The organism is Methylopila sp. Yamaguchi (assembly GCF_002897035.1).
Lineage (GTDB): Bacteria > Pseudomonadota > Alphaproteobacteria > Rhizobiales > Methylopilaceae > Methylopila.
The window spans coordinates 52,663-77,124 of sequence record NZ_BAUX01000008.1 but is presented as its reverse complement, the minus strand read 5'-3'; the positions used below and the strand labels follow the sequence as shown (position 1 = coordinate 77,124).

The following is a 24,462-nucleotide window of genomic DNA, read 5'->3' as shown; positions in this document are numbered from 1 at the left end:
CAGTTCCAGCGCTGGCGCGGCCGGCCCGTCCGGGTCGCCCGAGGGGCAGGCCGGCTCTCTGACGCCCGGGGCGACGGGCACGCATGGCGCGAGCGTGGCGGAGGGGCTGGTCGTCCACGACAAGCGCCACGGCTTTTGGTCGCTGACGATCGGCAGCGTCGGCGTCGTCTACGGCGACATCGGCACCAGTCCGCTCTACGCCATGCGCGAGTCCCTGCTCCACCTCGGCCACGCGCCGAGCACGGAGGAGGTGATCGGCATCGTCTCGCTGCTCACCTGGGCGCTCGTCGTCGTCGTCACCTTCAAGTACGTCTTCATTCTGCTGCGGGCGGACAACCACGGCGAGGGCGGCACGCTTTCGCTGATGGCGCTCGCGCAGCAGGCGCTGGGGCGCTCCAGCACGCCGCTGCTCGCGCTCGGCGTCATCGGCGCCGCGCTGTTCTACGGCGACGCCATTCTGACGCCCGCGATCTCGGTGCTGTCGGCGGTCGAAGGCCTCAAGGTCGCGACCCCGGTGTTCGACCCCTACGTGCTGCCGATCACCATCGGCATCATCGTGGCGCTCTACGCCGTGCAGTCCTCGGGCACGGGCAAGGTCGCGGCTTGGTTCGGGCCGATCACGGTGGTCTGGTTCATCACGCTGGCGGTGCTCGGCGCGATCCACATCTTCGACGCGCCGGTCGTTCTCCACGCCTTGAACCCCTACCACGCGGTGCTGTTCCTGGTTGACCACGGCTGGCTCGCCTTCATCGTGCTCGGCGCGACCTTCCTCGCCGTGACCGGCGCCGAGGCGCTCTACGCCGACATGGGCCATTTCGGCCGCGGGCCGATCCGGCTGGCGTGGCTCGGGCTCGTGCTGCCCTCGCTCGTGATCAACTATCTGGGCCAGGGCGCGCTCGCGATCTCGGATCCGTCCGCGATCAAGGAGCTGTTCTTCCTCACGGCCCCGGAGTGGTTCCGCCTGCCGCTCGTGATCCTCGCCTGCGTCGCGACCGTCGTCGCGAGCCAGGCCGTGATCTCCGGCGCCTACTCCCTGACGCGGCAGGCGATGCAGCTTGGCCTGCTGCCCCATCTCGAAGTGCAGCACACCTCCGAGACCCAGGCCGGCCAGATCTACATGCCGAAGGTCAACTGGCTGATGCTGATCGGCGTGCTGGTGCTGGTCATCGTGTTCCAGACCTCAAGCGCGCTCGCCGCCGCCTACGGCATCGCGGTCACCGGCACGATGGTGGTGACCAGCATCCTCGCGGTCGTCGTCATCGCCAAGACCTGGGGCTACGGCTGGGCCACCGCCGCGGCGGTGATGACGCCGTTCCTGATCGTGGACTTCACCTTCCTCAGCGCCAACCTGCTGAAGCTCAAGGACGGCGGCTACATCCCGCTGATCCTCGGCGCCTTCGTCGTCATGCTGATGTGGACCTGGATCCGCGGCGTGCGCTTCGTCGAGGGCCGCATCAAGCGCGAGAGCATCCCGCTCGCCGAGTTCGCGAAGTCCATGAGCACGAGCTCGGCGACACGCGTGAAGGGCACCGCGATGTACCTGACGTCCTCGCCCGACGTCGCGCCGCCCGCGCTCCTGCACAACCTCAAGCACAACAAGGTGCTGCACGAGCGGAACGTCATCCTGACGGTGCGCACCGAGCCGCTGCCGATCGTGCCGGACAACGAGCGGATCGAGCTGCACCGGGTGTCGGAGGAGTTCGCGACCCTCCACATCCGCTACGGTTTCATGGAGGATCCGAACCTGCCGCGGGCTCTCGCCCAGGCGAAGGAGTACGGCCTGCCCTTCGACATGATGAAGACGTCGTTCTTCGTCGGGCGCCGCTCGTTCCGCGCCTCCGCCAGCGTCGGCATGCCGCTGTGGCAGGACCACGTGTTCATCAGCCTGGTGCGCCAGTCCTACGACGCCACCGAGTATTTCCGCATCCCCGCCGGCCGCGTGATCGAGCTCGGCAACCAGATGGTGGTGTGAGATCGGATCGCCGAAGCCGCCGCCTGGTGAGCGAGGCCGTCCCTAGATCAGGGGCACCGGTTCACGTTCGCCGAACCGAGGAGCTTGTTGTCCCTGGACACGTAGAAGGTCTCGATCTGCAGTCCGGCGTTCACGACCGAGGTCATGGAGGCGATGCTGCAGACTTGGTTCCGAGCCTGCGCGGATAGGCTTTCGGCCGTCTCAGGCGTCGATTGAAACCCGTGCGTGGCGAGCCCTCGGACCTGACTGCCTGCAACGTTGAACGTGTAGGTCAGCGTGAGCGCCTTGCCCTTGGCTTGCGCGCCCGTCAGCGACGACTGCGCATTGATTCTGATTGGAAGGCTTGTCGAGAGGCGAGCGGCCGTCGCGCGCGCGAGTTCGCATATATCGGCTTTGGCCGGACCGCCGCGGCAGTAAGCTTGCATCGACTTCTTGTTCGACCCCGCCCGATGCGTCTCGAGGATATTCTTGCACACAGGATCTTCCGGGCGGCCTCGGCGCTTGAGAGCGTCCGCTATCGACTGGCAAAGCGAAACTTGGAGGTCGTCGATCGAGGCGCGATTGTCCTTCGCCGGTTGCGCCGGACCCGACTTGAGCTCGGCTCCTAAGGCTAATCCAGACGTCAGCGGTGCAAGCGCCAACGTGAACGCGACGACGGAAAAGCCTGAGATTGAAACAAAATCGCCCATTCGGTCTTCGTCGGTTTCGAATTCGAGCCTGCGCGTAGCCTAAATCGTAGAGCGCCCAAAATGCTCGCACAAGGCGAGATCGGGCGCCGCGATGCGTCCGACTGCGTCCCCCTCGCGCTGTTGCATGACCTCCAGCGCAACAAGGTGCTGCACGAGCGCGACGTCGGAAGGGCCCCCTGCGGCCTTGCGTGCTTCGAGACGCCCGCCGGATGGCGGGCTCCTGAGCATCAGGAGGGGGCAGGTTCCAGAGACGCAAACCGCCTCATGCTGAGCAGTCGACCAGGGACCGGCGTCTCGAAGCCCGCGCTTCGGTCCCGCGCGACGCCGGGTCCCGGCTCAAGGCAGGGACACAATCTCAGCGCTTTCCAATCATCGCCGTCCGCGATCAGAGCTCCCGCTCTCAGTCGTCGCCGCCGTCGGACCGTTCGGCGTCGGTAATCACCGCCTCGGCCTCCGGCTCGGTCTCGTCGGCCGCGTCCGGGGCGGGCAGCCCGATGCGGTAGATGCCCTTGAAGTTGTTGGGATCGACCGGCTTGCCCTTGCGGTAGACGGCGAGCTTGCCGCGTCGGGCGAGGCGGACGGCGGCGGCGCGGACGTCGGACAGGCGGCCGTGCCAGTCCTCCTCCCCGCGCTGCTCGGCGGCGGCCTTGGCGGCCTCGGTCGGGCAGATCGTCTTGCCGAGCCCGCGCTCGCTGGCGAGCCGGAACACCAGATCCTCGATCGTCTCGCTCATTCCGCAGCCTCCGCCGGCAGCTGTGATCCGCCGAGCCACGCGGCAAGGTCGGCGCGCGCGCGGTCGGTCAGCATGCGCTTCTTCACCGCCGCCTTCTGAGCGCCGCGCGGGCGCGATCCGTCGGGCATGCGCAGCGCGCCCTCGACCGGCGGGAACAGGCCGAAGTTGACGTTCATCGGCTGGTAGCTCCGCGGGCCTTCGCCCTCGACGCTGAGGTGGCCGCCGGTGATGTGGCCGAGGAGCGCGCCGAGCGCGGTGGTGACGGGCGGCGGGGCGAAGGCTCGGCCGAGCCGCTCGCCGGCGGCGAAACGTCCGGCCATCAGGCCGACCGCGGCGCTCTCCACATAGCCCTCGCAACCAGTGATCTGGCCGGCGAAGCGCAGGCGCGGCTGGGCTTTCAGGCGCAGCGTCGGGTCGAGCAGCTTCGGGCTGTGCAGGTAGGTGTTGCGGTGAAGGCCGCCGAGCCGGGCGAACTCGGCGTTCTCGAGCCCCGGAATGGTGCGGAACAGCCGGACCTGTTCGGCGTGGCGCAGCTTCGTCTGGAAACCGACCATGTTGTAGAGCGTGCCCAGCGCGTTGTCCTGGCGGAGCTGGACGACGGCGTAGGCCTTGACGTCGGGCTGGTGAGCGTTCGTCAGGCCCATCGGCTTCATCGGGCCGTGCCGCAGCGTCTCCGGCCCGCGCTCCGCCATCACCTCGACCGGCAGACAGCCGTCGAAGTACGGCGTCGTCGCCTCCCACTCCTTGAACGAGACCTTGTCGCCGGCGACCAGCCCCGCGACGAAGGCTTCGTACTGCTCGCGCGTCATCGGGCAGTTGACGTAGTCGGCGCCGGTGCCGCCAGGCCCGACCTTGTCGTAGCGAGACTGCCGCCAGGCGATGGACATGTCGATCGAGTCGGCGTGCACGATCGGCGCGATGGCGTCGAAGAAGGCAAGTTCGCCCTCGCCGGTGACGGCGCGCACGGCCTCCGCCAGCGCCGGCGAGGTAAGCGGGCCGGTCGCCACGATGACGCTGTCCCAAGCCTCGGGCGGCAGGCCGGCGATTTCCGAGCGGACGATCGTGACCAGCGGGTGCGATTCCAGAGCCGCCGTCACGGCGGCCGAGAAGGCCTCGCGGTCCACGGCGAGGGCGCCGCCGGCCGGCACCTGGGCGCCGTCCGCCGCCCGCATCACCAGCGAGTTGAGCCGCCGCATCTCCTGATGCAGCAGGCCCACCGCGTTCTGCTCGGCGTCGTCGGAACGGAACGAGTTCGAGCACACCAGCTCGGCGAGGCCGTCGGTCTGATGCGCGTCGGTCGATCGCTCGGGCCGCATCTCGTGCAGCGTCACGGGCACGCCGGCGTTGGCGATCTGCCAGGCCGCCTCGGAGCCGGCGAGGCCGCCGCCGACGACGTGGATGGGGGAGAGGGGGGCGTCTGTCATCGCGGGAACCTAGTCGCCGCGGCGGGGCGGAGCAATGGACGCCCGGACTGGCTCAGTTCGCGATCACCGCCTTCACGCCGTCGATCGCGAACTGGACGGCGAGCGCCGCGAGGATGACGCCGAGCAGGCGCGTGAGCACCAGGTTGCCGGTCCGTCCCAGCAGCCGATCGATCGGCTCCGCGAAACGGAAGGCGAGGTAGCAGGCGGCGGTGACCAGCGCGACCGTCCCGATCAGCACGCCGAAGCGGATCGGATCGCCGCCGGCGCGGCCGGAAAACAGCAGCACGGCGGCGATCGCGCCGGGGCCGGCCATCAGCGGGATGGCGAGCGGAAAGGCGGCGAGGTCGTTGTAATGCTCCTGCAGCGCCTGCTCCGCCGTCGAGGCCTTCCGCTCCATCCGCAGCTGGAAGATCATCTCGAAGGCGATCCAGAACAGCAGGATGCCGCCGGCGATGCGGAAGGCCGGCAGGGTGATGCCGAGCTGGCGCAGCAGCCAGTCGCCGACCAGAGCGAAGCCCGCCAGGACGCAGAACGCGATGATCACGGCGCGGAGAGCGATCCGCCGGCGCGCGCTGCCGCTCGCCCCCGGCGTGAGCGCCAGGAACACCGGCGCGAGGCCGACCGGGTCCATCGTCACAAGCAACGTGACGAAGGCGGACGAGACGAAATCGAGGAGCACGCGGGGATCCCGAGACGGCGCGGCGGGAGAGCCTCAAGAGCCTATCCACAGTCGCTGCGGGGCGAAAGAGCGGTGGGTCCCAGACGTGTTTCCGGCATGCGCTCTGCACTGCGGCCGTAAGCCCCTGATCGCATTGCGCTTTTAGTGTGCTCGAATCGGGGGGCGAAGTTGGCGTCGGGGCGCGGAATCGTCTAGTTTGCGGGCCGCAAGCAACGATCGAAAGCATTTCAATCTTGGCCGATCCTACCGATCCGACGTCCGGCGGCCCGTCCGACATCAAGCCCGTCTCCATCGCCGACGAGATGCGTCGCTCGTATCTCGACTATGCGATGAGCGTCATCGTGGCGCGCGCGCTTCCCGACGTGCGCGACGGCCTGAAACCGGTGCACCGGCGCATCCTGTTCTCGATGAACGAGAACGGCTACTTCCCCGATCGGCCCTACCGCAAGTCGGCCCGCGTGGTCGGCGACGTCATCGGTAAGTATCACCCGCACGGCGACCAATCGATTTACTTCGCGCTCGTCCGCATGGCGCAGGACTTCTCGATGCGGCTGATGCTGGCGGACGGCCAGGGCAACTTCGGCTCGATCGACGGCGATATGCCGGCCGCCATGCGGTACACCGAGGTGCGGCTGGCGAAGCCGGCCATGGCGCTGCTGGCCGACATCGACGAGGACACGGTCGACTTCCAGGACAACTACGACGGCTCCGAGAAGGAGCCTTCGGTCCTGCCGGCGCAGTTCCCGAACCTGCTGGTCAACGGGGCGGGCGGCATCGCCGTCGGCATGGCGACCAACATCCCACCGCACAATCTCGGCGAAGTGGTCGACGCCTGCGTGGCGCTGATCGAGAAGCCTGAGATGGAGGTCGAGGAACTGCTCGAGATCGTGCCCGGGCCGGACTTCCCGACGTCGGGCCTGATCCTCGGCCGCGGCGGCATCCGCTCGGCCTACACCACCGGCCGCGGTTCGGTGATCATGCGCGGCCGGGTCGAGGTCGAGACGGTTCGCAAGGAGCGCGAGGCCCTCATCGTCTCTGAGCTGCCTTATCAGGTGAACAAGGCCGCGCTGGTCGAGAAAATCGCGGAGCTCGTGCGCGACAAGCGGGTCGAGGGCGTCTCGGACCTGCGCGACGAAAGCGACCGCCAGGGCATGCGGATCGTCGTCGAGCTCAAGCGCGACGCGGTCGCCGACGTGGTGCTGAACCAGCTCTACCGGTTCTCCCAGCTGCAGGCGACCTTCGGCGTCAACATGGTGGCGCTCAACGGCGGCAAGCCGGAGTTGTTGAACCTCCGCGACGTGCTCGTCGCCTTCCTCGCCTTCCGCGAGGAGGTGATCAGCCGCCGCACCAAGTTCCGCCTCAACAAGGCCCGCGACCGGGCGCATGTCTTGGTCGGGCTCGCCATCGCCGTCGCGAACATCGACGAGGTGATCCACACCATCCGCACCGCGCCGGACCCGGCGACGGCGCGCGACCGCCTGATGGACCGCGACTGGCCTGCGCTGGACGTCGCGCCGCTGATCGAGCTGATCGACGACCCACGCCACAAGCTGGCGGCGGACGGCACCTATCGGCTGTCGTTCGAGCAGGCCCGCGCCATCCTCGAGCTGCGGCTCGCGCGCCTCACCGCGCTCGGGCGCGACGAAATCGCTGAAGAGCTCGACAAGATCGCGGTCGAGATTGCCGACTACCTCGAGATCCTGCGCTCGCGCGAGCGGGTGCAGGCGATCGTGCGCGACGAGCTGCTGGCCGCGAAGGCGCAGTTCGCCACGCCACGGCGCACCGAGATCCTGGAGTCCGACGCGGACTTCGAGGACGAGGACCTGATCCAGCGCGAGGACATGGTCGTGACCGTGTCCCACGCGGGCTACGTCAAGCGCGTGCCGCTCGCGACCTATCGGGCCCAGCGTCGCGGCGGCAAGGGCCGCTCCGGCATGTCGTTCCGCGAGGAGGACTTCGTGGCCCGGCTGTTCGTGGCCAACACCCACACCCCGGTGCTCTTCTTCTCGTCGCGCGGCCAGGTCTACAAGGAGAAGGTGTGGCGTCTGCCCCTCGCGGCGCCCCAGGCGCGCGGCAAGGCGCTGGTCAACATGCTGCCGCTCGAGCCGAACGAGCGCATCACCACCATCATGCCGCTCGTCGAGAACGAGTCAGAGTGGGCGAAGTACGACGTGATGTTCGCGACCTCGGGCGGCACCGTCCGGCGCAACAAGCTGTCCGACTTCGTCAACGTCAACCGCTCCGGCAAGATCGCCATGAAGCTCGACGAGGGCGAGGCGATCGTCGACGTGCAGATCTGCACCGAGGACGACGACGTGCTGCTGACGACGGCTGGCGGCCAGTGCATCCGCTTCCGGGTCGACGACGTCCGCGTGTTCAAGGGCCGCGATTCGGTCGGCGTCCGCGGCGTCACGCTGGCGAAGGGCGACAAGGTCATCTCGCTCTCGATCCTGCGCCACTTCGAGGCCGAGCCGGCGGAACGGCTGGCCTATCTCAAGCTCGCGAACGCGGTGCGCCGCGGCCAGGGCGAGAGCACGGCCGAGGAGACCGCGGCCGAGGCGGACGAGGACGGCGCGACCGACGAGGTCGCGGTCACGCCGGAGCGCTACGCCGCGATGAGCGCGGCCGAGCAGATGATCCTCACGCTCTCGGAGAACGGCTACGGCAAGCGCTCGTCGTCGTTCGAGTACCGTGTCACCGGCCGCGGCGGCAAAGGCATCGTCGCCATGGTCACCAACGAGCGCAACGGGCCGCTGGTCGCCTCGTTCCCGGTCGAGGACGGAGATCAGATCATGCTGGTGACTAACGCCGGCCAGCTGATCCGCTGCCCGGTCGAGGGCATCCGCCTCGCGGGCCGCTCGACGCAAGGGGTGATCGTGTTCAACACCGCCGACGGCGAGCGCGTGGTCTCCGTCGAGCACATCGGCGAGGAGGAGACCGCCGAAGCCGGCGACGAGGGCGACGCCGGCGCGTGAGCGGCGGGGAAAGAAAGGCTTAAGCTTAACTTCCGGTCCTCGTTGTCGGGCGCATTCGACCATGACATCGTCCGGACGTCGGCCCGGTGGGGGAATGGCTACTCTAGGAAGCGGGAACGCTTCTACATCCTGGTTCAAGTCCAGGCTGGGCCTCCAAATACAAAACGGCGCGTCGCAGGGTCTGCGACGCGCCGTTTTGCGTTCGGGAGCAAAGAGCCGCCCGGCCGCTCCCCAGGGGCCGGGCGTCCTCGCGCGCGTTCGGGACGAAGAGGGGCGGGATTTCGTCCAGACGCCGTTTCGCGGCGGGGGTCACCGCGCGAGGGGTCTGCTTTCGAGGGTGGTCGCGGCGCCCAAGCTTGCGTCGCGCTTAGGCGCCGACGCCGTCGCCAGCACCGCCAACGAAAGGATCGCGTACAACAGGGCGACGCCCGCGAGCGCCGTACGGAGCCTTTGCGAACGCATCGTCGGTTCGGCGTTCATCACGACCTCCTCGATGTTTCGAGGGGGAGAATGGCGATGGTCGACTGAACGTTTTCTGGGCCGGCCGTTCATGTCGCGTTCACCGCTTCGAACCCCGCCGGGCTTGCCGTCCGGACCGCCAGCGGGGTAAGCACGGCGCGCAATCCGCCCTCGGGTTCACGTCGCCGGTCGCTCATGCCTCGCACCGCCTTCTACGCCGGCTCCTTCGACCCGGTGACCAACGGACACCTCGACGTGGTCGCGCGCGCGCTGACCCTCGCGGATCGGCTCGTGGTCGGGGTGGGGGTCCATGCCGGCAAGCAGCCGATCTTCTCGGCCGAGGAGCGCCGCGAGCTGATCGCCGCGACCTGCGGGCCGCTGGCCGAGACCGCAGGCGTCGCGTTGGAGATCGTCGCGTTCTCGGGCCTGGTCGTCGAGGCCGCGCGCGCGGCCGGCGCGACGCTGCTCGTTCGCGGGCTGCGGGACGCGACCGACTTCGACTACGAGATGCAGATGGCGGGCATGAACGGCGAACTCGCGCCCGACGTGCAGACCGTCTTTTTGCCGGCCGGCCCGGCGTCCCGCTTCATCACCGCCACGCTCGTCCGCCAGATCGCGGCCATGGGCGGCGACGTCTCGGCCTTCGCGCCGCCTGAGGTCGCCCGCCGGCTGGCCGATCGGTTCCGTTCATGAGCGCGCCGTCGCGCGGCTCGATCCTTCCGAGGACGCTGTCCATGAAGCTGCTGCTCGCACTCGCCTTCGCGTTCGGCCTCGCCGCCGTCGTCCCCGCCGCGGCGCAGACCGCGCCCGCCAAGGCCGGGCCGTCGATCGTGCTCGAGACCACCAAGGGGGCGGTGACCATCCGTCTGCGGCCGGACCTCGCGCCGAAGCACGTCGAGCGAATCGTCAGGCTCGTGAACGAGAAGTTCTACGACGGCGTGCCCTTTCACCGCGTGATCGCGGGGTTCATGGCGCAGACCGGCGATCCGACCGGCACCGGCACCGGCGGCTCCAAATATCCCGACGTCCCGGCGGAGTTCTCCAAGGAGAGCTTCAAGCGCGGCGTGGTTGGCATGGCGCGCGCTGGTTCGCCCAACAGCGCCAACAGCCAGTTCTTCATCTGCTTCGCCGCGTCCCCCTGGCTGGACGGGCAGTACACGATCGTGGGCGAGGTCACCCAGGGCATGGACGTCGTCGACAAGCTCAACAAGGGCTCGGGCGCAGGCGGCATGGTCACGAACCCCGACAAGGTGACCTCCGCCCGCCTCGTCGGCGCGGCGGGCTGATCCCGCGCTCCGACCTCAACGACAACGAGAGGAACTGACATGAGCGATCCCGAGAACACGCTGGTTCTGGAGACGACCAAGGGCCGCGTGGTGGTGGCGCTGCGCCCCGATCTCGCGCCGGGCCATGTCGCCCGCGTGAAGGAGCTCGTCCGCCAGAAATTCTACGACGGCGTGGTGTTTCACCGCGTGATCGACGGCTTCATGGCGCAGACCGGCGATCCGGAAGGCACCGGCCGCGGCGGGTCGGGCGTGAAGCTCAAGGCGGAGTTCTCCAAGGAGAAGCACGTCCGCGGCACGGTGTCCGCGGCGCGCTCCATGGACCCGAATTCGGCGGACAGCCAGTTCTTCTTCTGCTTCGAGGACGCGCCGTGGCTCGACGGCCAGTACTCGATCTGGGGCCAGGTCACCGAGGGCATGGAGAACATCGACAAGATCAAGCGCGGCGAGCCGGTGATCGATCCCGACAAGATCGTGTCGATCAAGGTCGCCGCGGACGCCTGAGGAGGCTTCCGACGATGCTCTCGAAACTCCTGCTCGGGCTGCCGGTCCTCGCGGTCGGCGCCGGCGTGGCGCTCCAGAGCATCGTCAACTCCGGCCTCGCGCAGCGCCTGGGGTCGCCGGTGGCGGCGAGCGCGGTGTCGTTTTGGGTGGGGACGATCGCCCTCACCACGGCGGCCGCCGCCATGGGCGTCGTGGGGCCGGCCTTCGCGAGCGCCCGCGACGTCGCGCTCGGCTGGTGGATCGGCGGCGGCCTGCTGGGCGCGGCCTTCATTGTCGTCGTCACCCTGTCGGTGCCGAAGCTCGGCGTCGCCGCGACGATCGCCTTCGTGATCGCGGGGCAGCTTCTTTGCGCCGCGCTGCTCGACCATTTCGGCGTGCTCGGCGTGCCGGTCCAGCCGCTCAGTCTGCTGCGCCTTCTGGGCATCGCGACGCTGTTCGTCGGCGCGCTGCTCGTGCGCCTGTACTGAGAGCGGGCGCCGGACCGCGATGGACGTCTCCCTGTTCGACTTCGATCTGCCGGAGGAGCTGATCGCGCTGCGGCCGGCGAGCCCCCGCGACAGCGCGCGCCTGCTCGTGGTGCGTCCCGGCGGAACGCCGGAGCTCGAGGACCGGCTGATCTCCGACCTGCCCGATCTGCTCGCGCCCGGCGACGCGCTGGTCGTCAACGCCACGCGGGTGATCCCGGCGCGCCTCCGGGCCGTGCGGCTGCGGGGCGAGAGCGCGGCCCGGGTCGAGCTGCTGCTGCACCAGCGCGTCGACGGCGCGCGGTGGAAGGCTTTTGCGCGCCCCGCCAAGAAGCTGCTCCCGGGCGAGCGGGTGGTGGTCGGGTCGGAGGGCGGCGCCTGCCTTCTCCGCGAACTCGCCGCGACCGTGGAAGCCCGCGGGGAGGGTGGCGAGGTCACGCTCGCCTTCGACCTGTCCGGGCCCGACCTTGATCTTGCGATCGCCCGCGCCGGCGAGATGCCGCTGCCGCCCTACATCGAGGGCAAGCGCGCGACCGACGCCCGCGATGGCGAGGATTACCAGACGCTGTTCGCCCGCGAGCCCGGCGCCGTCGCGGCCCCGACGGCCGGCCTGCACTTCACGCCGCGCCTTGTCGAGGCGCTCGACCGCCGCGGGGTCTCCCGCCACGAGACCGTGCTGCACGTCGGCGCCGGCACCTTCCTCCCCGTGAAGGTCGAGGACACCGACGACCACCGCATGCATTTCGAGAACGGCGTGCTGGAGGCGGAAACCGCCGCGGCGCTGAACGCCGCACGGGCCGCGGGCGGCCGGCTGGTCGCGGTCGGCACCACCTCGACGCGGCTCCTAGAGAGCGCAGTCGGCCTCGACGGTCGGCTTTCGGCCTTCGACGGCGCGACCGACATCTTCATCACGCCGGGCGTCCCGTTCCGGGCGGTGGACGCGCTGCTGACCAACTTCCACCTGCCGCGGTCGACGCTGATGATGCTGATCGCGGCCTTCGCCGGCCTCGACGTCGTCAAGCGCGCCTACGCCCACGCCATCGCCGAGCGCTACCGGTTCTACTCCTACGGCGACGCGTGCCTGTTTTTCAACAGCAGCCCTGCAGCGATAAACTCAGGTGGCGAGCTATGAAAAAATTTAGGTATTGGCAGAGTATAAAGCTTGGCCGATCTGGTGGAATGATCATATCAATTTTGGGGATATTGATACATCTGAATTTTCTATATCGGAGAAATTAAAAGAAAAACTAAACAATTGGGCGAAACGGTACAATGATACAATGGATTGGGATAATCCATATAATGCAGGCTTCAGAAGTGAATGCGATGTGATTAATTTTTACGAGGATGGTAGAATTCTATCGCAAGAACTTCAAATCGAACTTGGTAATGAATATGAAATAACTTATGCAACTAAATTGGAGTACCTGGGTGTTAAAGACGATGGATGAATTGACTTAGCTGATGAATCTAATTCCCTTCACCGTCTCCGCGACCGACGGCGCCGCCCGGACCGGCGCGCTCGTCTTTCCGCGCGGGACGATCCGCACGCCGGCCTTCATGCCCGTCGGCACCGCCGCGACCGTCAAGGCGATGTACGCCGACCAGGTGCGCGACACGGGCGCGGACGTGGTGCTCGGCAACGTCTACCATCTGATGCTGCGGCCGGGCGCGGAACGCGTCGCGGCGCTCGGCGGGCTGCACAAGTTCATGGGCTGGTCCGGCCCCATCCTCACCGACAGCGGCGGCTTCCAGGTGATGTCGCTCTCCGCGCTCCGGAAGCTCGATCCGGACGGCGTGACGTTCCGCTCTCACATCGACGGCTCGCAGCACCGGCTGACGCCCGAGCGCTCGATCGAGATCCAGCGGCTTCTGGGCGCCGACGTCTCCATGCAGTTCGACGAATGCGTTCGGCTTCCGGCCACCCCGGAGGAGGTCGAGCGCGCCATGCGGCTGTCGATCGCCTGGGGCGAGCGCTCAAAAGCGGCCTTCGGCGCGCCGGAGGGCAGGGCGCTGTTCGGCATCGTGCAGGGCGGGGACGTGGCGGAGCTGCGGAGGCAATCTGCGCGCGCGCTGGTCGGCATCGGGTTCGACGGCTACGCGATCGGCGGCCTTGCAGTCGGCGAGCCGCAGGCGACCATGCTCGCCATGCTGGAGGAGACCACGCCCGAGCTGCCGGCGGACCGCCCGCGATATCTGATGGGCGTGGGCTCGCCGGACGACCTGCTGAAGTCGGTCGCGCGCGGCGTCGACATGTTCGACTGCGTGATGCCGACGCGTGCGGGACGCCACGGCCTGGCCTACACCCGCTTCGGCCGCATCAACCTCAAGAACGCCCGCCACGCCGACGATCCCAGGCCGCTCGACCCTGAAAGCGACTGCCCCGCTGCGCGGGACTACTCGCGGGCCTACCTCCACCACCTCGTGAAGGCCGGCGAAATCCTCGGAATGATGCTGCTGACCTGGGCGAACGTCGCCTATTACCAACGCCTGATGGCGGGCGCCCGCGCAGCGATCGCCGAAGGGCGTTTCGCCGACTACGCGTTGGAAACGTCCAAGGGCTGGGCGGACGGCGACAGGGGTTCGTAAAATCGCGCCGGGTTCGTTATTCCACTAATATCCAGTTCGTTATCTTCTCCGGCTAGGTTCATGGATCGTAAGGCGCCGGGATCCTACTAACTTGTCCCGAGGTGATCGTTTGGCCACAACTCGCCGTCGCGTCGGTTTGAGGGGACTTTGATGAAGCGGATCGAAGGCAAGGGATCGGGCGCGGTCGCTCTGACGCGCGTGAGGACGGAGATCCGCGCCGCGCTCGGGCTGCTCGCCTTCTTCAGCGTCGCCATCAACCTGCTGCTGCTCGTCCCCTCGCTCTACATGATGCAGGTTTACGACCGCGTCCTGCGCAGCGGCGTGGTGGAGACGCTGATCTACATCACGCTGATCGCGGCGGCGTCGATCGCGGTCTACGCGGCGCTGGAGTCGCTGCGTCTGCGGACGCTCGCCCGCATCGGCGAGTGGATCGAGGACACGCTGTTCGAGCCGGTGTTCGCCGCGGCCATGGGCGCCGAGCGGGGGCTCGTGAAGTCCTCCTCCGGCGCCTACGAGGGCACCCCGTTCAACGACCTGCGGGCGGTGCGCTCGTTCCTGTCGGGGCCGACGCTGCCTTCGCTCTGCGACACGCCGTGGATGCCGCTGTTCCTGCTCGGCTGCACCATCATCCATCCCTACCTCGGCCTTCTGGGCCTCGTGTTCTCGGTCCTGATCGTCGCGCTCGCGCTCGTCAACGACCGGGTGACCAAGCCGGCGACCGAGAAGGTCGCGCAGGGGCATCAGGAAGCGCAGCGCGTGCTGGCGGAAGCCGCGCGCAACGTCGACACCGTCTCCGCCATGGGCCTCGGCCGGCCGCTCGCCGAGCGCGCCAGCCGCGCGAACAGCGCCTCGACGGCGCTGCTGGCGGAAGCGACCGACACCGGCACGGTGATGATCGGCGCGGGCAAGTTCCTGCGCGTCGTCGCCCAGATCGCGACGCTCGCGCTTGGCGCCTGGCTCTCCCTCGGCGGCCACATCACCCCCGGCGGCATGATCGCGAGCTCGATCCTGCTGTCGCGCGCCCTTGCCCCGCTCGACCAGTCGATCGCCGCATGGCGCGGCCTCCAGCAGGCGAGCGCGGCGTGGAAGCGCATCTCGGAGCTGCTGAACGCCTCCGAGGCCATCGTCGAGGAGCCGATCGCGCTGCCTCAGCCCGAGGGCCGGCTGACGCTCGCCGGCGTCACTGTGATGGCACCGGGCGCTGAGCGCGCGATCATCGCGGGCGTTTCGCTCAACGTGGCGCCGGGCGAGACGCTCGCTTTCATCGGCCCGTCCGGCTCCGGCAAGAGCACGCTGTGCCGCGCGATGGTGGGGTCGCGGGCGGCCCACCGCGGCTCGGTGCGGCTCGACGGCGGCGACATCATGCATTGGCGCGACGATCAGCGCCGCCGCTACGTGGGCTATCTCGCGCAGGGCACCGAGCTGTTCTCGGGCCGGGTCCGCGACATCATCGCCCGCTTCGACGAGCCCGACGACGCCAAGGTGGTGGACGCGGCGAAGCTCGCCGGCTGCCACGCCCTGATCCAGGCGCTGCCGCAGGGCTACGACACCGTGCTCGTGAACGGCGGCGCGCCGCTCTCCGGGGGCCAGCGCCAGCGCGTCGCGCTCGCCCGCGCGGTCTATGGCGACGTCCGCATCGTCGTGCTCGACGAACCCAACGCCAGCCTCGACGGGGAGGGCGAACGCGCGCTCGTCACCTGCATGGCGGCGCTGAAGCAGCGCGGCGTCACCGTGGTGCTCGTCACCCACAAGCCGGCGCTCGCCCAGCTCGCGGACCGCGTCGCGGTCATGCAGAACGGCCAGATCTCGCGGCTCGGTCCGCCGACCGAAGTGCTGCGCGAACTGATGGCGCCGGTGCCGAACGAGCCGCGGCCGGCCGTGGCGGGAGCGGGACGATGAGCGAGGCGCGTTCGCCGAAACTCTCCGCCCGGCTTCGCGGCGTCACCTTCGCGGGCTGCGTCGTGGTGTTCGGCTTCATGGGCGGCTTCGCGGTGTGGGCGACGACCGCGCCGCTCGCGGCCGGCGCCGTGGTGCGCGGCGTCGTGGGTCCCGAGGCCAGCCGAAAGGTCGTGCAGCATCTTGAGGGCGGCATCGTCGCCGAGATCCTCGTGAAGGAAGGCGACCTCGTGAAGCGGGGCCAGCCCCTGCTGACGCTGGAGCGCGCGCAGGCGCAGGCCGCCTACGGGCAGTTCCGCAACACGCTGTCGCGCCGCCAGGCGGAGGCGGCAAGGCTCGCGGCCCAGCTGACCAACGCCGAGAGCATCGATTTTTCCGCCGCCTTCCAGGCCGACCCCAGCGATCCGACGCTGCCGGCCTTCATCGAAGGCCAGCGCGCGCTGTTCGAGACCACCCGGCGCGACCAGGCGGAGCGGCTGGAGCTGCTGAAGGCGCAGATCGGGAAGCTGCAGGCGCAGATCGACGGCAACAAGGACCGCATTGGCGGCACGCTCGCCCAACGCGACCTGATCGACGTCGAGATCGCCGATACGCAAGGCCTGTTCGACAAGGGCCTCGCCCGGAAGCCGCAGATGTTGGCTCTCCAGCGCCGGCGTTCCGAGCTCGACACCGACGTCGCGGCCTTCAACGCCGACATCCGCCGGGCCGAGGCCGAGATCATCGAGAAGCAGGTGACGCTCCGCAACGTCGTCACGCAGCACCTTAACGAGACCTCGACCGACCTTGCGAAGGCGCGCTCGGAGATCGCGAGCCTCGAGGCCCGCGTGTCGGCGACGAGCGACATCCTCACGCGCACCTCGGTGTCCGCGCCCGAGACCGGCTTCGTGCTCAACCTGCAGGCCAAGACGGTCGGTGGCGTGGTGCGGCCGGGCACGGAGATCCTCGAGATCGTCCCGACCGAGGGCGATCTGGTGATCGAAGGCAAGGTCACGCCGCAGGAAATCCGCAACATCGAGGCCGGCATGCCGGCGCGGGTGTCGTTCCTTACCTTCGCCCAGCGTGACATGCCGATGATCCCAGGCCAGGTGCTTCAGGTCGCCGCCGACATCATGACCGACCCCCAGACGCGCGAGACCTATTACACCGCCAAGGTCACCGTCGACCGCAGCGCTTTCCTCGCCTATGCGCGCCCCGAGGACCTCAAGCCCGGCACGCCGGTCGAGGCCTATGTCGAGGCGAAGAAGCGGGTTGCGGCGGAGTATTTCCTCGACCCTATCGTGCATTCGTTCCGCCGCAGCTTCCGCGAGCAGTGATCATGCGCGGACGCGCGCATGTCGCCGCGAGCAGATAGTCGCTCAGGTCCGCGTAGTTTGCGCGTCCGCCGGGGGCGCGTCGGCCGTGAGGTCTTTCCTCCGGCGCCTCCACGGGCGCGTTAGCTCGCCCCCGCGTCGATTTCGTCGCCGCCTCCGTCTCCGAGATCTTGGTTTCCCTTCGCGTTCGCGGAACCTCCGACAGCCCTTGGCGGTTTGCCCTGTCTGGGGCAATGAGCCTGTCTTCGGGCAGGCGGAAGGTGACAACCGTTGGCCATCTCCGACGAGGTTTCGCAGCCGCTCACGGTTACGGCCGGCAGCGAGAGGCTGACGCTCGCGCAGCGGCGCGGCGCGTCCATCGGCCGTCTGCTCGACTCCGGCGCCAAGGTCAGCATGATCGGCCTGTTTGTCGTCGTGCTGTCGACCGCGCTCAAATTCGCCGCTGAAATCCTGATGCCGATGACACTGGCGGTCATTCTCGGGCTGCTGCTCGGGCCGGGCATCGGCCGCATCGAGAGGAAGGGCGTCCCGGCGACGCTCGCCGCCCTCGTGGTGGTGCTGCTGCTGATCGCGCTCGTCTATCTCTCGGCCTACGCCTTCTCGCTGCCGCTGCAATCCTGGATCGACCGCGCGCCGGAGCTGTGGCGCGCGTTGCAGCTCAAGGTCATCGAGTTCCGCGCGACCTTCCTCCAGATCCAGCAGGTCTCGGAGTCGCTGGAGAAGGTCGCCAACATGGGCGACAAGCAGACGCCCAAGGTCGTGCTGGAACACGCCGGGTTGCTGTCCAGCGCCGCGCTGTCCGCCCCGGCCCTGATCGGCCAGGCCGCCCTGTTCCTGTGCACGCTGTTCTTCTACCTCGCGACGCGCACCCAGATCCGCCAGGGGCTGCTGGGCCTCTGCCTCGGCCGCAAGGCGCGGCTGACGGCGGGCCGCGTGATGCGGGACGTCGAAGCCCGGGTCTCGGACTATCTCGTCACCATCACCGTCATCAACTTCGCGCTCGGGATCGCCACCACCCTGCTGATGTGGGCGCTAAGCCTGCCGAGCCCCTCGCTCTGGGGCGCCCTCGCCTTCGTGCTGAACTACGCGCCCTTCCTCGGCCCCGCGCTGCTGACGCTGATCCTCGCGGGCGTCAGCCTGGTGACCTTCGACACGACGCTCGCCGCCGCGGCGCCGCCTCTCGCCTTCGTGCTGCTGACCTTCATCGAAGGCAACATCCTGACCCCGATGGTTCTCGGCCACCGCTTCACCATCAACCCGCTGCTGGTCCTGCTGGCGCTGGCCTTCTGGCTGTGGCTGTGGGGCCCCGTCGGCGCCTTCCTCGCCGTGCCGCTGCTGGTGATCGCGCTGGTCCTGATGAAGCACCTGCTGCTGCCGCAGGTGGCGCTGAAGGAGGAGGCCGACCGCCGCGCGGTGCGCAGATACCGCATTGTGCGCCGCCGTTCGAGGCGCGGCCGCGGCGTCGTCGGACGCCCGGCGCCGGCCGAGTGATCGGAACGAAGCCGGTCGCGGCGGGTTGTCCGGAGGTACCGTTTACAGGAGGACATCATGCCCGCAGGCCCGAACGTCCCGAACCCGCCCATGCCCGGCGAGCCGGTGCGCCCGCCGATCCCCGACGAGGTCCCGGTCCAGGATCCGGACATCGTGCCGAACCCCGACCCCTCGATCGACCCCTCGATCGACGATGAGCCGATCTCGCCGCCCGAGCCGCCGATGGTCGAGCCGCCGATGTAATATACATCATGTCGCCGGTCTTGCCTCGGCTCGAAACTTCGAGGAGGATTCCACCGTCTCGGAGTGACTTGCATGGCTGACGTTCTGGTTCCCGCCGGATCGACACGGACGTCGTCGGTGGCTTTGGCTGGAGATACCCTGGAGGTCGAGGGCCGGCTCGTCGTTCTTTCAAGGACGGCGGCGGTGGCGGCCGACGGCGGCGGGTCGGTGCTCAACAGCGGCGTCATCCGGGGCCAGGCCGCGGCCATCGACACGTTCGGCGCCGAAGCGGGTTCGCTGAGCGTCAACAACCTCGCATCAGGTTCGCTGTCGTCGGTCGAGGGAAACGCGATCGACGTCGATGGTTCGCCGCAGCTGCGCGTTTCGATCGCAAACGCAGGGGCGATTTGGTCGGCGGAAACCGACGCGATTTATTTGCGCGCCCAGTTCGAGCTTTCAAACTCCGGGACCATCATCGGCGGTCAGAGCGCGACTGCGAGCTTCGCGGCGGGGGTCGAAGTCGACGCTGACAGTTTCGGTTTGATCATCAACCGCGGCCCCGGCGCGCGGATCGCAGGTGACGGCTACGGCATTTTGCGGTCGAGCCTACCGAACGGAGCGACGCCGGCCGGCTTGGTGATCAACAACGAGGACGGCGCTAGGATCGTTGGCCTCGGCGGGGCCGGCGTCGCCGGCGAAGAAGTGCTCGGACGGATTGAGAACAGCGGCGAGATCGTGGGACTGGCGGACCGGTTCGGCGTAAGCCGGGGCGTCGTCGTCTACCAAAGCGCGTCGTCGGAGTTCGGCGTGACCATCGTCAACGACGGTGACATCCGTGCCGGCGCCGGCTCAGATTCAGTCGGCGTCGACACCGGCGCGGGATCGATCGAAAACCATTCCGAAGGTCGGATCGTAGGCGGCGACGTTGGCGTCCGGAGTTCCGGCGACGCGGGTCTGGGCCTTCGCCTGGTGAACGACGGAGTAATTTGGGGCCGGTCGAGCTTCGGTCTCGAACTGACCTCCGGCTCGGACGACACGGTGACGAACGGCGGGCATATCCACGGGGGCGCCGGCGTCGCCATCGCCTTCGGCGCCGGCGACGACGTCTTCAACATCCGCGACGGCTCCCGCACGACCGGCCTCGTAGACGGCGGCGACGACATCGACGTGTTGAGCTATGCCGCGTTCTCCCGCGGGGTCAGCGTGGATCTCGCCGCTGGGAAGGCCCAGGGGACGGGTGGCGTTCGCGGCTTCGAGAACGTGGTTGGGTCAGCTTATTCGGATCACTTGAGCGGCGATGCAGCGGGCAATCGGCTGGTCGGTGGCGCGGGCGACGATGTTCTCCGAGGGGCCGGCGGCAGGGACGTGCTGATCGGAGGCGCCGGCGCGGATACGTTCGTGTTTACGCGCGCAGGCGACGGCGCTGACGTGATTTCAGATTTTGAATCCGGCGAAGACGCCATCTCCCTTTGGAGAGGAAGCGCGTCCTCGGTCGAGATCAACACGACGGGGAGGGCGACAGAGGCCGGCACGTTGTTTGTCTATGATCTCGACACCGGAAAACTCTTCTTCGATTCTGACGGCTCAGGCTCGGCGAACGCGGTCCTCCTCGCCACGCTGCGCGGCGCGCCCGCGGTAGAGGCCGGAGACTTCCTTTTCGGCGGCTCCCAGGCGTAGCCGCCCGCGGCGCGTCGTAAGGACGCGCAAGGGTTCACGGCGGCGAGAGCCCGCGCGATGTCCTGACGAACAATGGGCGGGAGAGGGGTCCCGGCGACGCCGAGGTCCGATGCCCGAGTGGTGGTGAGCGCGCTGGGACTCGAACCCAGGACCTACAGATTAAAAGTCCGTTGCTCTACCAACTGAGCTACGCGCTCGCGACCGGCATGCGGCGCGGCGCGGACACTAGTTGGGGGGCGCTTCGCTTTCAAGCGGGTTTCGCAGTTCGGGCTGAGGGTGGGACCGCGAAGAGGGCGGGCGGGAGCGCGGCGCTCCGCCGGCCGGTGAACCCGGGGCCGGAGGCCCGGTCCGGCGGGGCGACCGGCTCGATCAGGTCAAAAAACGCCGGCACGACGAACGAGCAGACCCTCAGCAGACCCTCAGCGGCGTCGGCCGCCGAGGCCCGTTGAGGAAATGCAGGCGCAGGGAGTCGGTCAGGCGCATGCGAACCGATGTCGTCAGCCGGTTGTCTCCGGTCCGGGTCCGCGCCGGACGACGAACCGCCGGCCGCCGGCGTCGGGATCGTTCGAGAGCAGTTCGTCGCCGTTTTCCCGGAGAAAGTTGGGCACGTCGAGAGCGGCCAGCGGGTCATCGGTCAGGACCACGATCGTCGTCCCCGCGGTGCTGCCGAGCAGCGCCTTCCGCAATCGCAGCACGGGAAGCGGACAGCGGAGCCCCCTGAGATCGAGCGTCGTGGGTTCGGTCACGGCTGAGGGTCTTCGTAGGGGTGGTTGCCTGGTGCATTGCAGCGTGGGGCGAAATTCCTGTCACAGCTTCGCGCACGTCGGCAACCGCCGATATAACCAACTACAAACAAAGGGCTTTTCCTCGCGCTTCCCGTTGGGCGGCGTTTGACATTCGACCTATTCAAATCCTAAATAGCCGGCATAGCCGGCGGAACGTCCGGCTTTGATTTCGCCGGCGGCTGGAGGGCGGTCGGCTCAGGAGGGAGGACGCTTCCCAGATGATCGGCGAACTTTCGCGGCGCCAGTTCCTACGGACGGCGGGCGCGGGCGTTGCCGGGACCACTCTCGGGGCTATGGGGTTCGGCGGCGCCGAACAGGCCATGGCGCAAGCGGTGCGGCCGTTCAAGCTGGCCCGCACCACCGAGACCCGCAACATCTGCCCCTACTGCTCCGTGGCCTGCGGCGTCATCCTGTACAGCCTCGGCGACAGGTCCAAGAACACACACGCCTCGCTTCTGCACGTCGAGGGCGATCCGGATCATCCGACGAACCGTGGCACGCTCTGCCCCAAGGGCGCGGCGCTTCTGGACTTCGTGCATGCGGACACGCGGCTGAAGTACCCGATGCACCGGAAGCCCGGCTCCGACAAGTTCGAGCGGGTGACCTGGGACTTCGCGCTCGACCGCATCGCGCGCCTGATGAAGGACGACCGCGACAAGAACTTCCAGACCACCAGCAAGGACGGCGTCACCGTCAACCGCTGGACCTCGGTCGGGTTCCTGGCGGCCTCGGCCACGACCAATGAGACGGGAACGCTGACCTACAAGGTCATCCGCTCCCTCGGCGTCCTGCCCTTCGACAACCAGGCGCGCGTCTGACACGGACCGACGGTGGCGAGTCTCGCCCCAACATTCGGTCGCGGCGCCATGACGAACGCATGGGGCGACATCAAGCACACGGACCTCGTGGTCGTCATGGGCGGCAACGCGGCGGAAGCGCATCCGTGCGGCTTCAAATGGGTCACTGAGGCCAAGGCCAACCGCGGCGCCAAGCTGATCGTCGTCGATCCGCGCTTCACGCGGACCGCCTCGGTCGCCGACTTCTATTGCCCGATCCGGCCCGGCACCGACATCGCCTTCCTCGGCGGCGTCATCAATTACCTGCTTCAGAACGACAAGATCCAGCACGAGTACGTCAAGGCCTTCACCAACGCCTCCTTCCTGGTGAAGCCGGAGTTCGCGTGGTCGGACGGCCTGTTCACGGGCTACAACGAAGAGAAGCGCGACTACGACCGCTCGTCCTGGGACTACCAGATGGACGAGCAGGGCTACGCTAAGGTCGACCCGACCCTGCAGGACCCGCGCTGCGTCTTCCAGCTGATGAAGCAGCATTTCGCGGTCTACACGCCTGAGATGGTGGAGAAGATCTGCGGCTCCCCGAAGGACAAGTTCCTGAAGGTGGCCGAGATGATGTCCGAGTGCTCGACGCCGACGAAGACCATGACGTCGATGTACGCGCTCGGCTGGACCCAGCACTCCAAGGGCGCGCAGAACATCCGCGGCATGGCGATGATCCAGCTGCTGATGGGCAACATCGGCGTGCGCGGCGGCGGCATGAACGCCCTTCGCGGCCACTCCAACATCCAGGGTCTCACCGACCTCGGCCTGCTGTCGAACTCGCTCCCCGGCTACATGAACCTGCCGACGGAGAAGGAGCCCGACTTCAACGCCTACATGTCGACGCGCGGCTTCAAGCCGCTGCGCCCTGGCCAGACCAGCTTCTGGCAGAACTACAAGAAGTTCTTCGTCTCGTTCCAGAAATCCATGTGGGGCGACAAGGCGACGGCGGAGAACAACTGGGCCTTCGACTGGTTGCCCAAGCTCGACGTGACCTACGACGTGCTGCGCACGTTCGAGCTCATGAACCAGGGCAAGATCACCGGCTACTTCTGCCAGGGGTTCAACCCGCTGATGACCTTCCCCAACCGGGCGAAGATCACCTCGGGCCTCGCCAAGCTGAAGTTCCTGGTGACGATGGACCCGCTCGACACCGAGACCTCGCGGTTCTGGGAGAACCACGGCGAGTTCAACGACGTGAAAACGGCGGACATCCAGACCGAGGTGTTCCAGCTGCCGACCAGCTGCTTCGCCGAGGACGAGGGTTCGATCGTGAACTCCGGCCGCTGGCTGCAGTGGCACAACGCGGCGGTGTCGCCTCCCGGCGAGGCCAAGGCCGACACCTGGATCATGGCCGGCTTGCACCTGCGGCTGAAGGAGCTCTATCTCAACGAGGGCGGCGCCTTCCCGGACCCGATCGTCAACCTGCGCTGGCCTTACGGCCAACCGGAGGAGCCGGCGGCCGAGGAGCTCGCGCGCGAGATGAACGGCACGGCGCTCGCCGACGTGACCGATCCGAACGACCCCACCAAGGTGCTGGTGGCGAAGGGCAAGCTGCTCGACAGCTTCGCGCAGATGAAGGACGACGGCTCCACCGCCTCGTTCTGCTGGATCTACTCGGGCTGCTACACCGAGGCCGGCAACCAGATGTCCCGGCGGGACACCTCCGACCCCGGCGACACGGGCCTCGCGCCCAAATGGGCCTGGGCCTGGCCGCTCAACCGGCGGATCCTCTACAACCGCGCCTCGTCGGACGTCTCCGGCAAGCCTTGGGATCCGTCGCGCAAGCTGGTCTGGTGGACCGGCGAGCGCTGGGGCGGCTACGACGTGCCGGACTACGGCCCGACCGTGAAGCCGGAGCAGTCGGTCGGACCCTTCATCATGAACCCCGAGGGCGTGGCGCGGCTGTTCTCCCGCGGCATGATGCGCGACGGGCCGTTCCCGTCGCACTACGAGCCCTTCGAGGCGCCGGTGGCGAACGCCATCGCGCCGAAGATCCGTGGCAATCCCGCCGCGCGCATCTTCAAGGCCGACCTCGAGGCGCTGGGGAACGCCGACAAGTTCCCCTACGTCGCGACCAGCTATCGCCTGACCGAGCACTTCCATCAGTGGACCAAGCACGTCTGGGTCAACGCGGTGCTGCAGCCCGAGTTCTTCGTCGAGATCTCGGAGCAGCTCGCCAAGGAGAAGGGCATCGAGAAGGGCGGCTGGGTGCGGGTGTGGTCGAACCGCGGGTCGATCAAGGCCAAGGCGGTCGTCACCAAGCGCATCAAGCCGCTGATGGTCGACGGGCGGCCGGTCCACGTGGTGGGCATCCCTCAGCACTGGGGCTTCATGGGCAAGACCAAGAAGGGCTACAACCCGAACTCGCTTACCCCCTTCGTCGGCGACGCCAACATCGAGACGCCCGAGTACAAGGCGTTCCTGGTCAACATCGAGCCGACCTCGGCTCCGGCGTCGGCGTAAGGGAGGGC

21 protein-coding genes and 2 tRNA genes are annotated in these 24,462 nt (G+C 68.1%); 16 read left to right on the top strand and 7 right to left on the bottom strand.

What is annotated here, in order from left to right:
- Positions 1-58 precede the first annotated feature (58 nt).
- A complete protein-coding gene (locus tag METY_RS10925) occupies positions 59-1,972 on the top strand; it encodes a potassium transporter Kup (protein WP_444849083.1) in 1,914 nt (637 codons plus the stop codon).
- Between the two features lie 47 nt (positions 1,973-2,019).
- On the opposite strand, the gene METY_RS10920 is transcribed toward METY_RS10925, so the two are convergent.
- From METY_RS10920 to METY_RS10900, 4 genes are all read right to left on the bottom strand, one after another.
- Positions 2,020-2,661, bottom strand: a complete 642-nt coding sequence (locus METY_RS10920) for a hypothetical protein (RefSeq protein WP_146035709.1) — start codon at positions 2,659-2,661, stop codon at positions 2,020-2,022.
- A 400-nt stretch (positions 2,662-3,061) separates the two neighbouring features.
- The gene (locus tag METY_RS10910) at positions 3,062-3,394 is read right to left on the bottom strand and encodes a DUF3253 domain-containing protein (RefSeq protein ID WP_103121420.1); all 333 of its coding nucleotides are present in this window, start codon (positions 3,392-3,394) and stop codon (positions 3,062-3,064) included.
- Positions 3,391-4,818 carry a methylenetetrahydrofolate--tRNA-(uracil(54)-C(5))-methyltransferase (FADH(2)-oxidizing) TrmFO gene (gene trmFO / locus METY_RS10905; protein WP_103121419.1) on the bottom strand — a complete coding sequence of 476 codons (1,428 nt, stop codon included), beginning with the start codon at positions 4,816-4,818 and terminating at the stop codon, positions 3,391-3,393. The genes METY_RS10910 and trmFO overlap by 4 nt, the downstream gene beginning before the upstream one ends.
- Positions 4,819-4,870: 52 nt before the next feature.
- Positions 4,871-5,497 (bottom strand): MarC family protein, encoded by a 627-nt coding sequence (locus METY_RS10900; protein WP_103121418.1) that lies wholly within the window; start codon positions 5,495-5,497, stop codon positions 4,871-4,873.
- A gap of 233 nt (positions 5,498-5,730) precedes the next feature.
- Between METY_RS10900 and gyrA the strand changes: the two genes are divergently transcribed.
- Positions 5,731-8,472 (top strand): DNA gyrase subunit A, encoded by a 2,742-nt coding sequence (gyrA, locus tag METY_RS10895; protein ID WP_103121417.1) that lies wholly within the window; start codon positions 5,731-5,733, stop codon positions 8,470-8,472.
- A gap of 80 nt (positions 8,473-8,552) precedes the next feature.
- Positions 8,553-8,628: transfer RNA gene (locus METY_RS21075), tRNA-OTHER, on the top strand.
- A 153-nt stretch (positions 8,629-8,781) separates the two neighbouring features.
- On the opposite strand, the gene METY_RS21070 is transcribed toward METY_RS21075, so the two are convergent.
- Positions 8,782-8,952: a hypothetical protein gene (locus METY_RS21070; protein ID WP_160147344.1), complete on the bottom strand. Its 171-nt coding sequence runs from the start codon at positions 8,950-8,952 to the stop codon at positions 8,782-8,784.
- Positions 8,953-9,126: 174 nt separating this feature from the next.
- Here METY_RS21070 and coaD point away from each other — a divergent pair, with 174 nt between their 5' ends.
- The 12 genes from coaD (at position 9,127) to METY_RS21065 (ending at position 20,367) form a co-directional block, all read left to right on the top strand.
- Positions 9,127-9,624, top strand: a complete 498-nt coding sequence (gene coaD, locus METY_RS10890) for a pantetheine-phosphate adenylyltransferase (RefSeq protein WP_103121416.1) — start codon at positions 9,127-9,129, stop codon at positions 9,622-9,624.
- 41 nt (positions 9,625-9,665) lie between these two features.
- A complete protein-coding gene (locus METY_RS10885) occupies positions 9,666-10,217 on the top strand; it encodes a peptidylprolyl isomerase (protein ID WP_103121565.1) in 552 nt (183 codons plus the stop codon).
- A 39-nt stretch (positions 10,218-10,256) separates the two neighbouring features.
- Positions 10,257-10,718 carry a peptidylprolyl isomerase gene (locus METY_RS10880; protein ID WP_103121415.1) on the top strand — a complete coding sequence of 154 codons (462 nt, stop codon included), beginning with the start codon at positions 10,257-10,259 and terminating at the stop codon, positions 10,716-10,718.
- A 14-nt stretch (positions 10,719-10,732) separates the two neighbouring features.
- Positions 10,733-11,185 carry a DMT family transporter gene (locus METY_RS10875; RefSeq protein ID WP_103121414.1) on the top strand — a complete coding sequence of 151 codons (453 nt, stop codon included), beginning with the start codon at positions 10,733-10,735 and terminating at the stop codon, positions 11,183-11,185.
- A 19-nt stretch (positions 11,186-11,204) separates the two neighbouring features.
- Positions 11,205-12,314, top strand: coding sequence for a tRNA preQ1(34) S-adenosylmethionine ribosyltransferase-isomerase QueA (gene queA / locus METY_RS10870; RefSeq protein WP_103121413.1), 1,110 nt, complete (start codon positions 11,205-11,207; stop codon positions 12,312-12,314).
- A gap of 13 nt (positions 12,315-12,327) precedes the next feature.
- A complete protein-coding gene (locus tag METY_RS20860; RefSeq protein WP_146035708.1) occupies positions 12,328-12,633 on the top strand; it encodes a hypothetical protein in 306 nt (101 codons plus the stop codon).
- Positions 12,634-12,646: 13 nt separating this feature from the next.
- Positions 12,647-13,771, top strand: coding sequence for a tRNA guanosine(34) transglycosylase Tgt (gene tgt, locus METY_RS10865; protein WP_103121412.1), 1,125 nt, complete (start codon positions 12,647-12,649; stop codon positions 13,769-13,771).
- Positions 13,772-13,921: 150 nt separating this feature from the next.
- Entirely contained in the window at positions 13,922-15,670 is a 1,749-nt protein-coding gene (locus METY_RS10860) for a type I secretion system permease/ATPase (protein ID WP_103121411.1), read from the top strand.
- Positions 15,667-16,980, top strand: a complete 1,314-nt coding sequence (locus tag METY_RS10855; RefSeq protein ID WP_103121410.1) for an HlyD family type I secretion periplasmic adaptor subunit — start codon at positions 15,667-15,669, stop codon at positions 16,978-16,980. Before METY_RS10860 ends, METY_RS10855 begins: the two co-directional genes overlap by 4 nt.
- A gap of 267 nt (positions 16,981-17,247) precedes the next feature.
- Entirely contained in the window at positions 17,248-18,468 is a 1,221-nt protein-coding gene (locus METY_RS10850; protein ID WP_103121409.1) for an AI-2E family transporter, read from the top strand.
- A 57-nt stretch (positions 18,469-18,525) separates the two neighbouring features.
- A complete protein-coding gene (locus tag METY_RS10845) occupies positions 18,526-18,711 on the top strand; it encodes a hypothetical protein (RefSeq protein WP_103121408.1) in 186 nt (61 codons plus the stop codon).
- A 72-nt stretch (positions 18,712-18,783) separates the two neighbouring features.
- Positions 18,784-20,367 (top strand): hypothetical protein, encoded by a 1,584-nt coding sequence (locus METY_RS21065; RefSeq protein ID WP_160147343.1) that lies wholly within the window; start codon positions 18,784-18,786, stop codon positions 20,365-20,367.
- Positions 20,368-20,488: 121 nt separating this feature from the next.
- Here METY_RS21065 and METY_RS10835 read toward each other — a convergent pair.
- Both METY_RS10835 and METY_RS10830 read right to left on the bottom strand, forming a co-directional pair.
- Positions 20,489-20,564: transfer RNA gene (locus METY_RS10835), tRNA-Lys, on the bottom strand.
- Positions 20,565-20,864: 300 nt separating this feature from the next.
- Positions 20,865-21,113 (bottom strand): sulfurtransferase TusA family protein, encoded by a 249-nt coding sequence (locus tag METY_RS10830; RefSeq protein ID WP_103121406.1) that lies wholly within the window; start codon positions 21,111-21,113, stop codon positions 20,865-20,867.
- A gap of 257 nt (positions 21,114-21,370) precedes the next feature.
- On the opposite strand from METY_RS10830, the gene fdnG reads away from it, so the two are divergent.
- The gene (gene fdnG, locus METY_RS10825; protein ID WP_103121405.1) at positions 21,371-24,454 is read left to right on the top strand and encodes a formate dehydrogenase-N subunit alpha; all 3,084 of its coding nucleotides are present in this window, start codon (positions 21,371-21,373) and stop codon (positions 24,452-24,454) included.
- Positions 24,455-24,462: the final 8 nt, after the last annotated feature.

Bases quoted from the DNA above. Each gene is read 5' to 3' on its own strand.
- METY_RS10920 (WP_146035709.1), bottom strand. From the start codon at position 2,661: ATGGGCGATTTTGTTTCAATCTCAGGCTTTTCCGTCGTCGCGTTCACG.
- METY_RS10910 (WP_103121420.1), bottom strand. From the start codon at position 3,394: ATGAGCGAGACGATCGAGGATCTGGTGTTCCGGCTCGCCAGCGAGCGC.
- trmFO (WP_103121419.1), bottom strand. From the start codon at position 4,818: ATGACAGACGCCCCCCTCTCCCCCATCCACGTCGTCGGCGGCGGCCTC.
- METY_RS21070 (WP_160147344.1), bottom strand. From the start codon at position 8,952: ATGAACGCCGAACCGACGATGCGTTCGCAAAGGCTCCGTACGGCGCTC.
- coaD (WP_103121416.1), top strand. From the start codon at position 9,127: ATGCCTCGCACCGCCTTCTACGCCGGCTCCTTCGACCCGGTGACCAAC.
- METY_RS10885 (WP_103121565.1), top strand. From the start codon at position 9,666: ATGAAGCTGCTGCTCGCACTCGCCTTCGCGTTCGGCCTCGCCGCCGTC.
- METY_RS10880 (WP_103121415.1), top strand. From the start codon at position 10,257: ATGAGCGATCCCGAGAACACGCTGGTTCTGGAGACGACCAAGGGCCGC.
- METY_RS10875 (WP_103121414.1), top strand. From the start codon at position 10,733: ATGCTCTCGAAACTCCTGCTCGGGCTGCCGGTCCTCGCGGTCGGCGCC.
- queA (WP_103121413.1), top strand. From the start codon at position 11,205: ATGGACGTCTCCCTGTTCGACTTCGATCTGCCGGAGGAGCTGATCGCG.
- tgt (WP_103121412.1), top strand. From the start codon at position 12,647: ATGAATCTAATTCCCTTCACCGTCTCCGCGACCGACGGCGCCGCCCGG.
- METY_RS10860 (WP_103121411.1), top strand. From the start codon at position 13,922: ATGAAGCGGATCGAAGGCAAGGGATCGGGCGCGGTCGCTCTGACGCGC.
- METY_RS10855 (WP_103121410.1), top strand. From the start codon at position 15,667: ATGAGCGAGGCGCGTTCGCCGAAACTCTCCGCCCGGCTTCGCGGCGTC.
- METY_RS10845 (WP_103121408.1), top strand. From the start codon at position 18,526: ATGCCCGCAGGCCCGAACGTCCCGAACCCGCCCATGCCCGGCGAGCCG.
- METY_RS21065 (WP_160147343.1), top strand. From the start codon at position 18,784: ATGGCTGACGTTCTGGTTCCCGCCGGATCGACACGGACGTCGTCGGTG.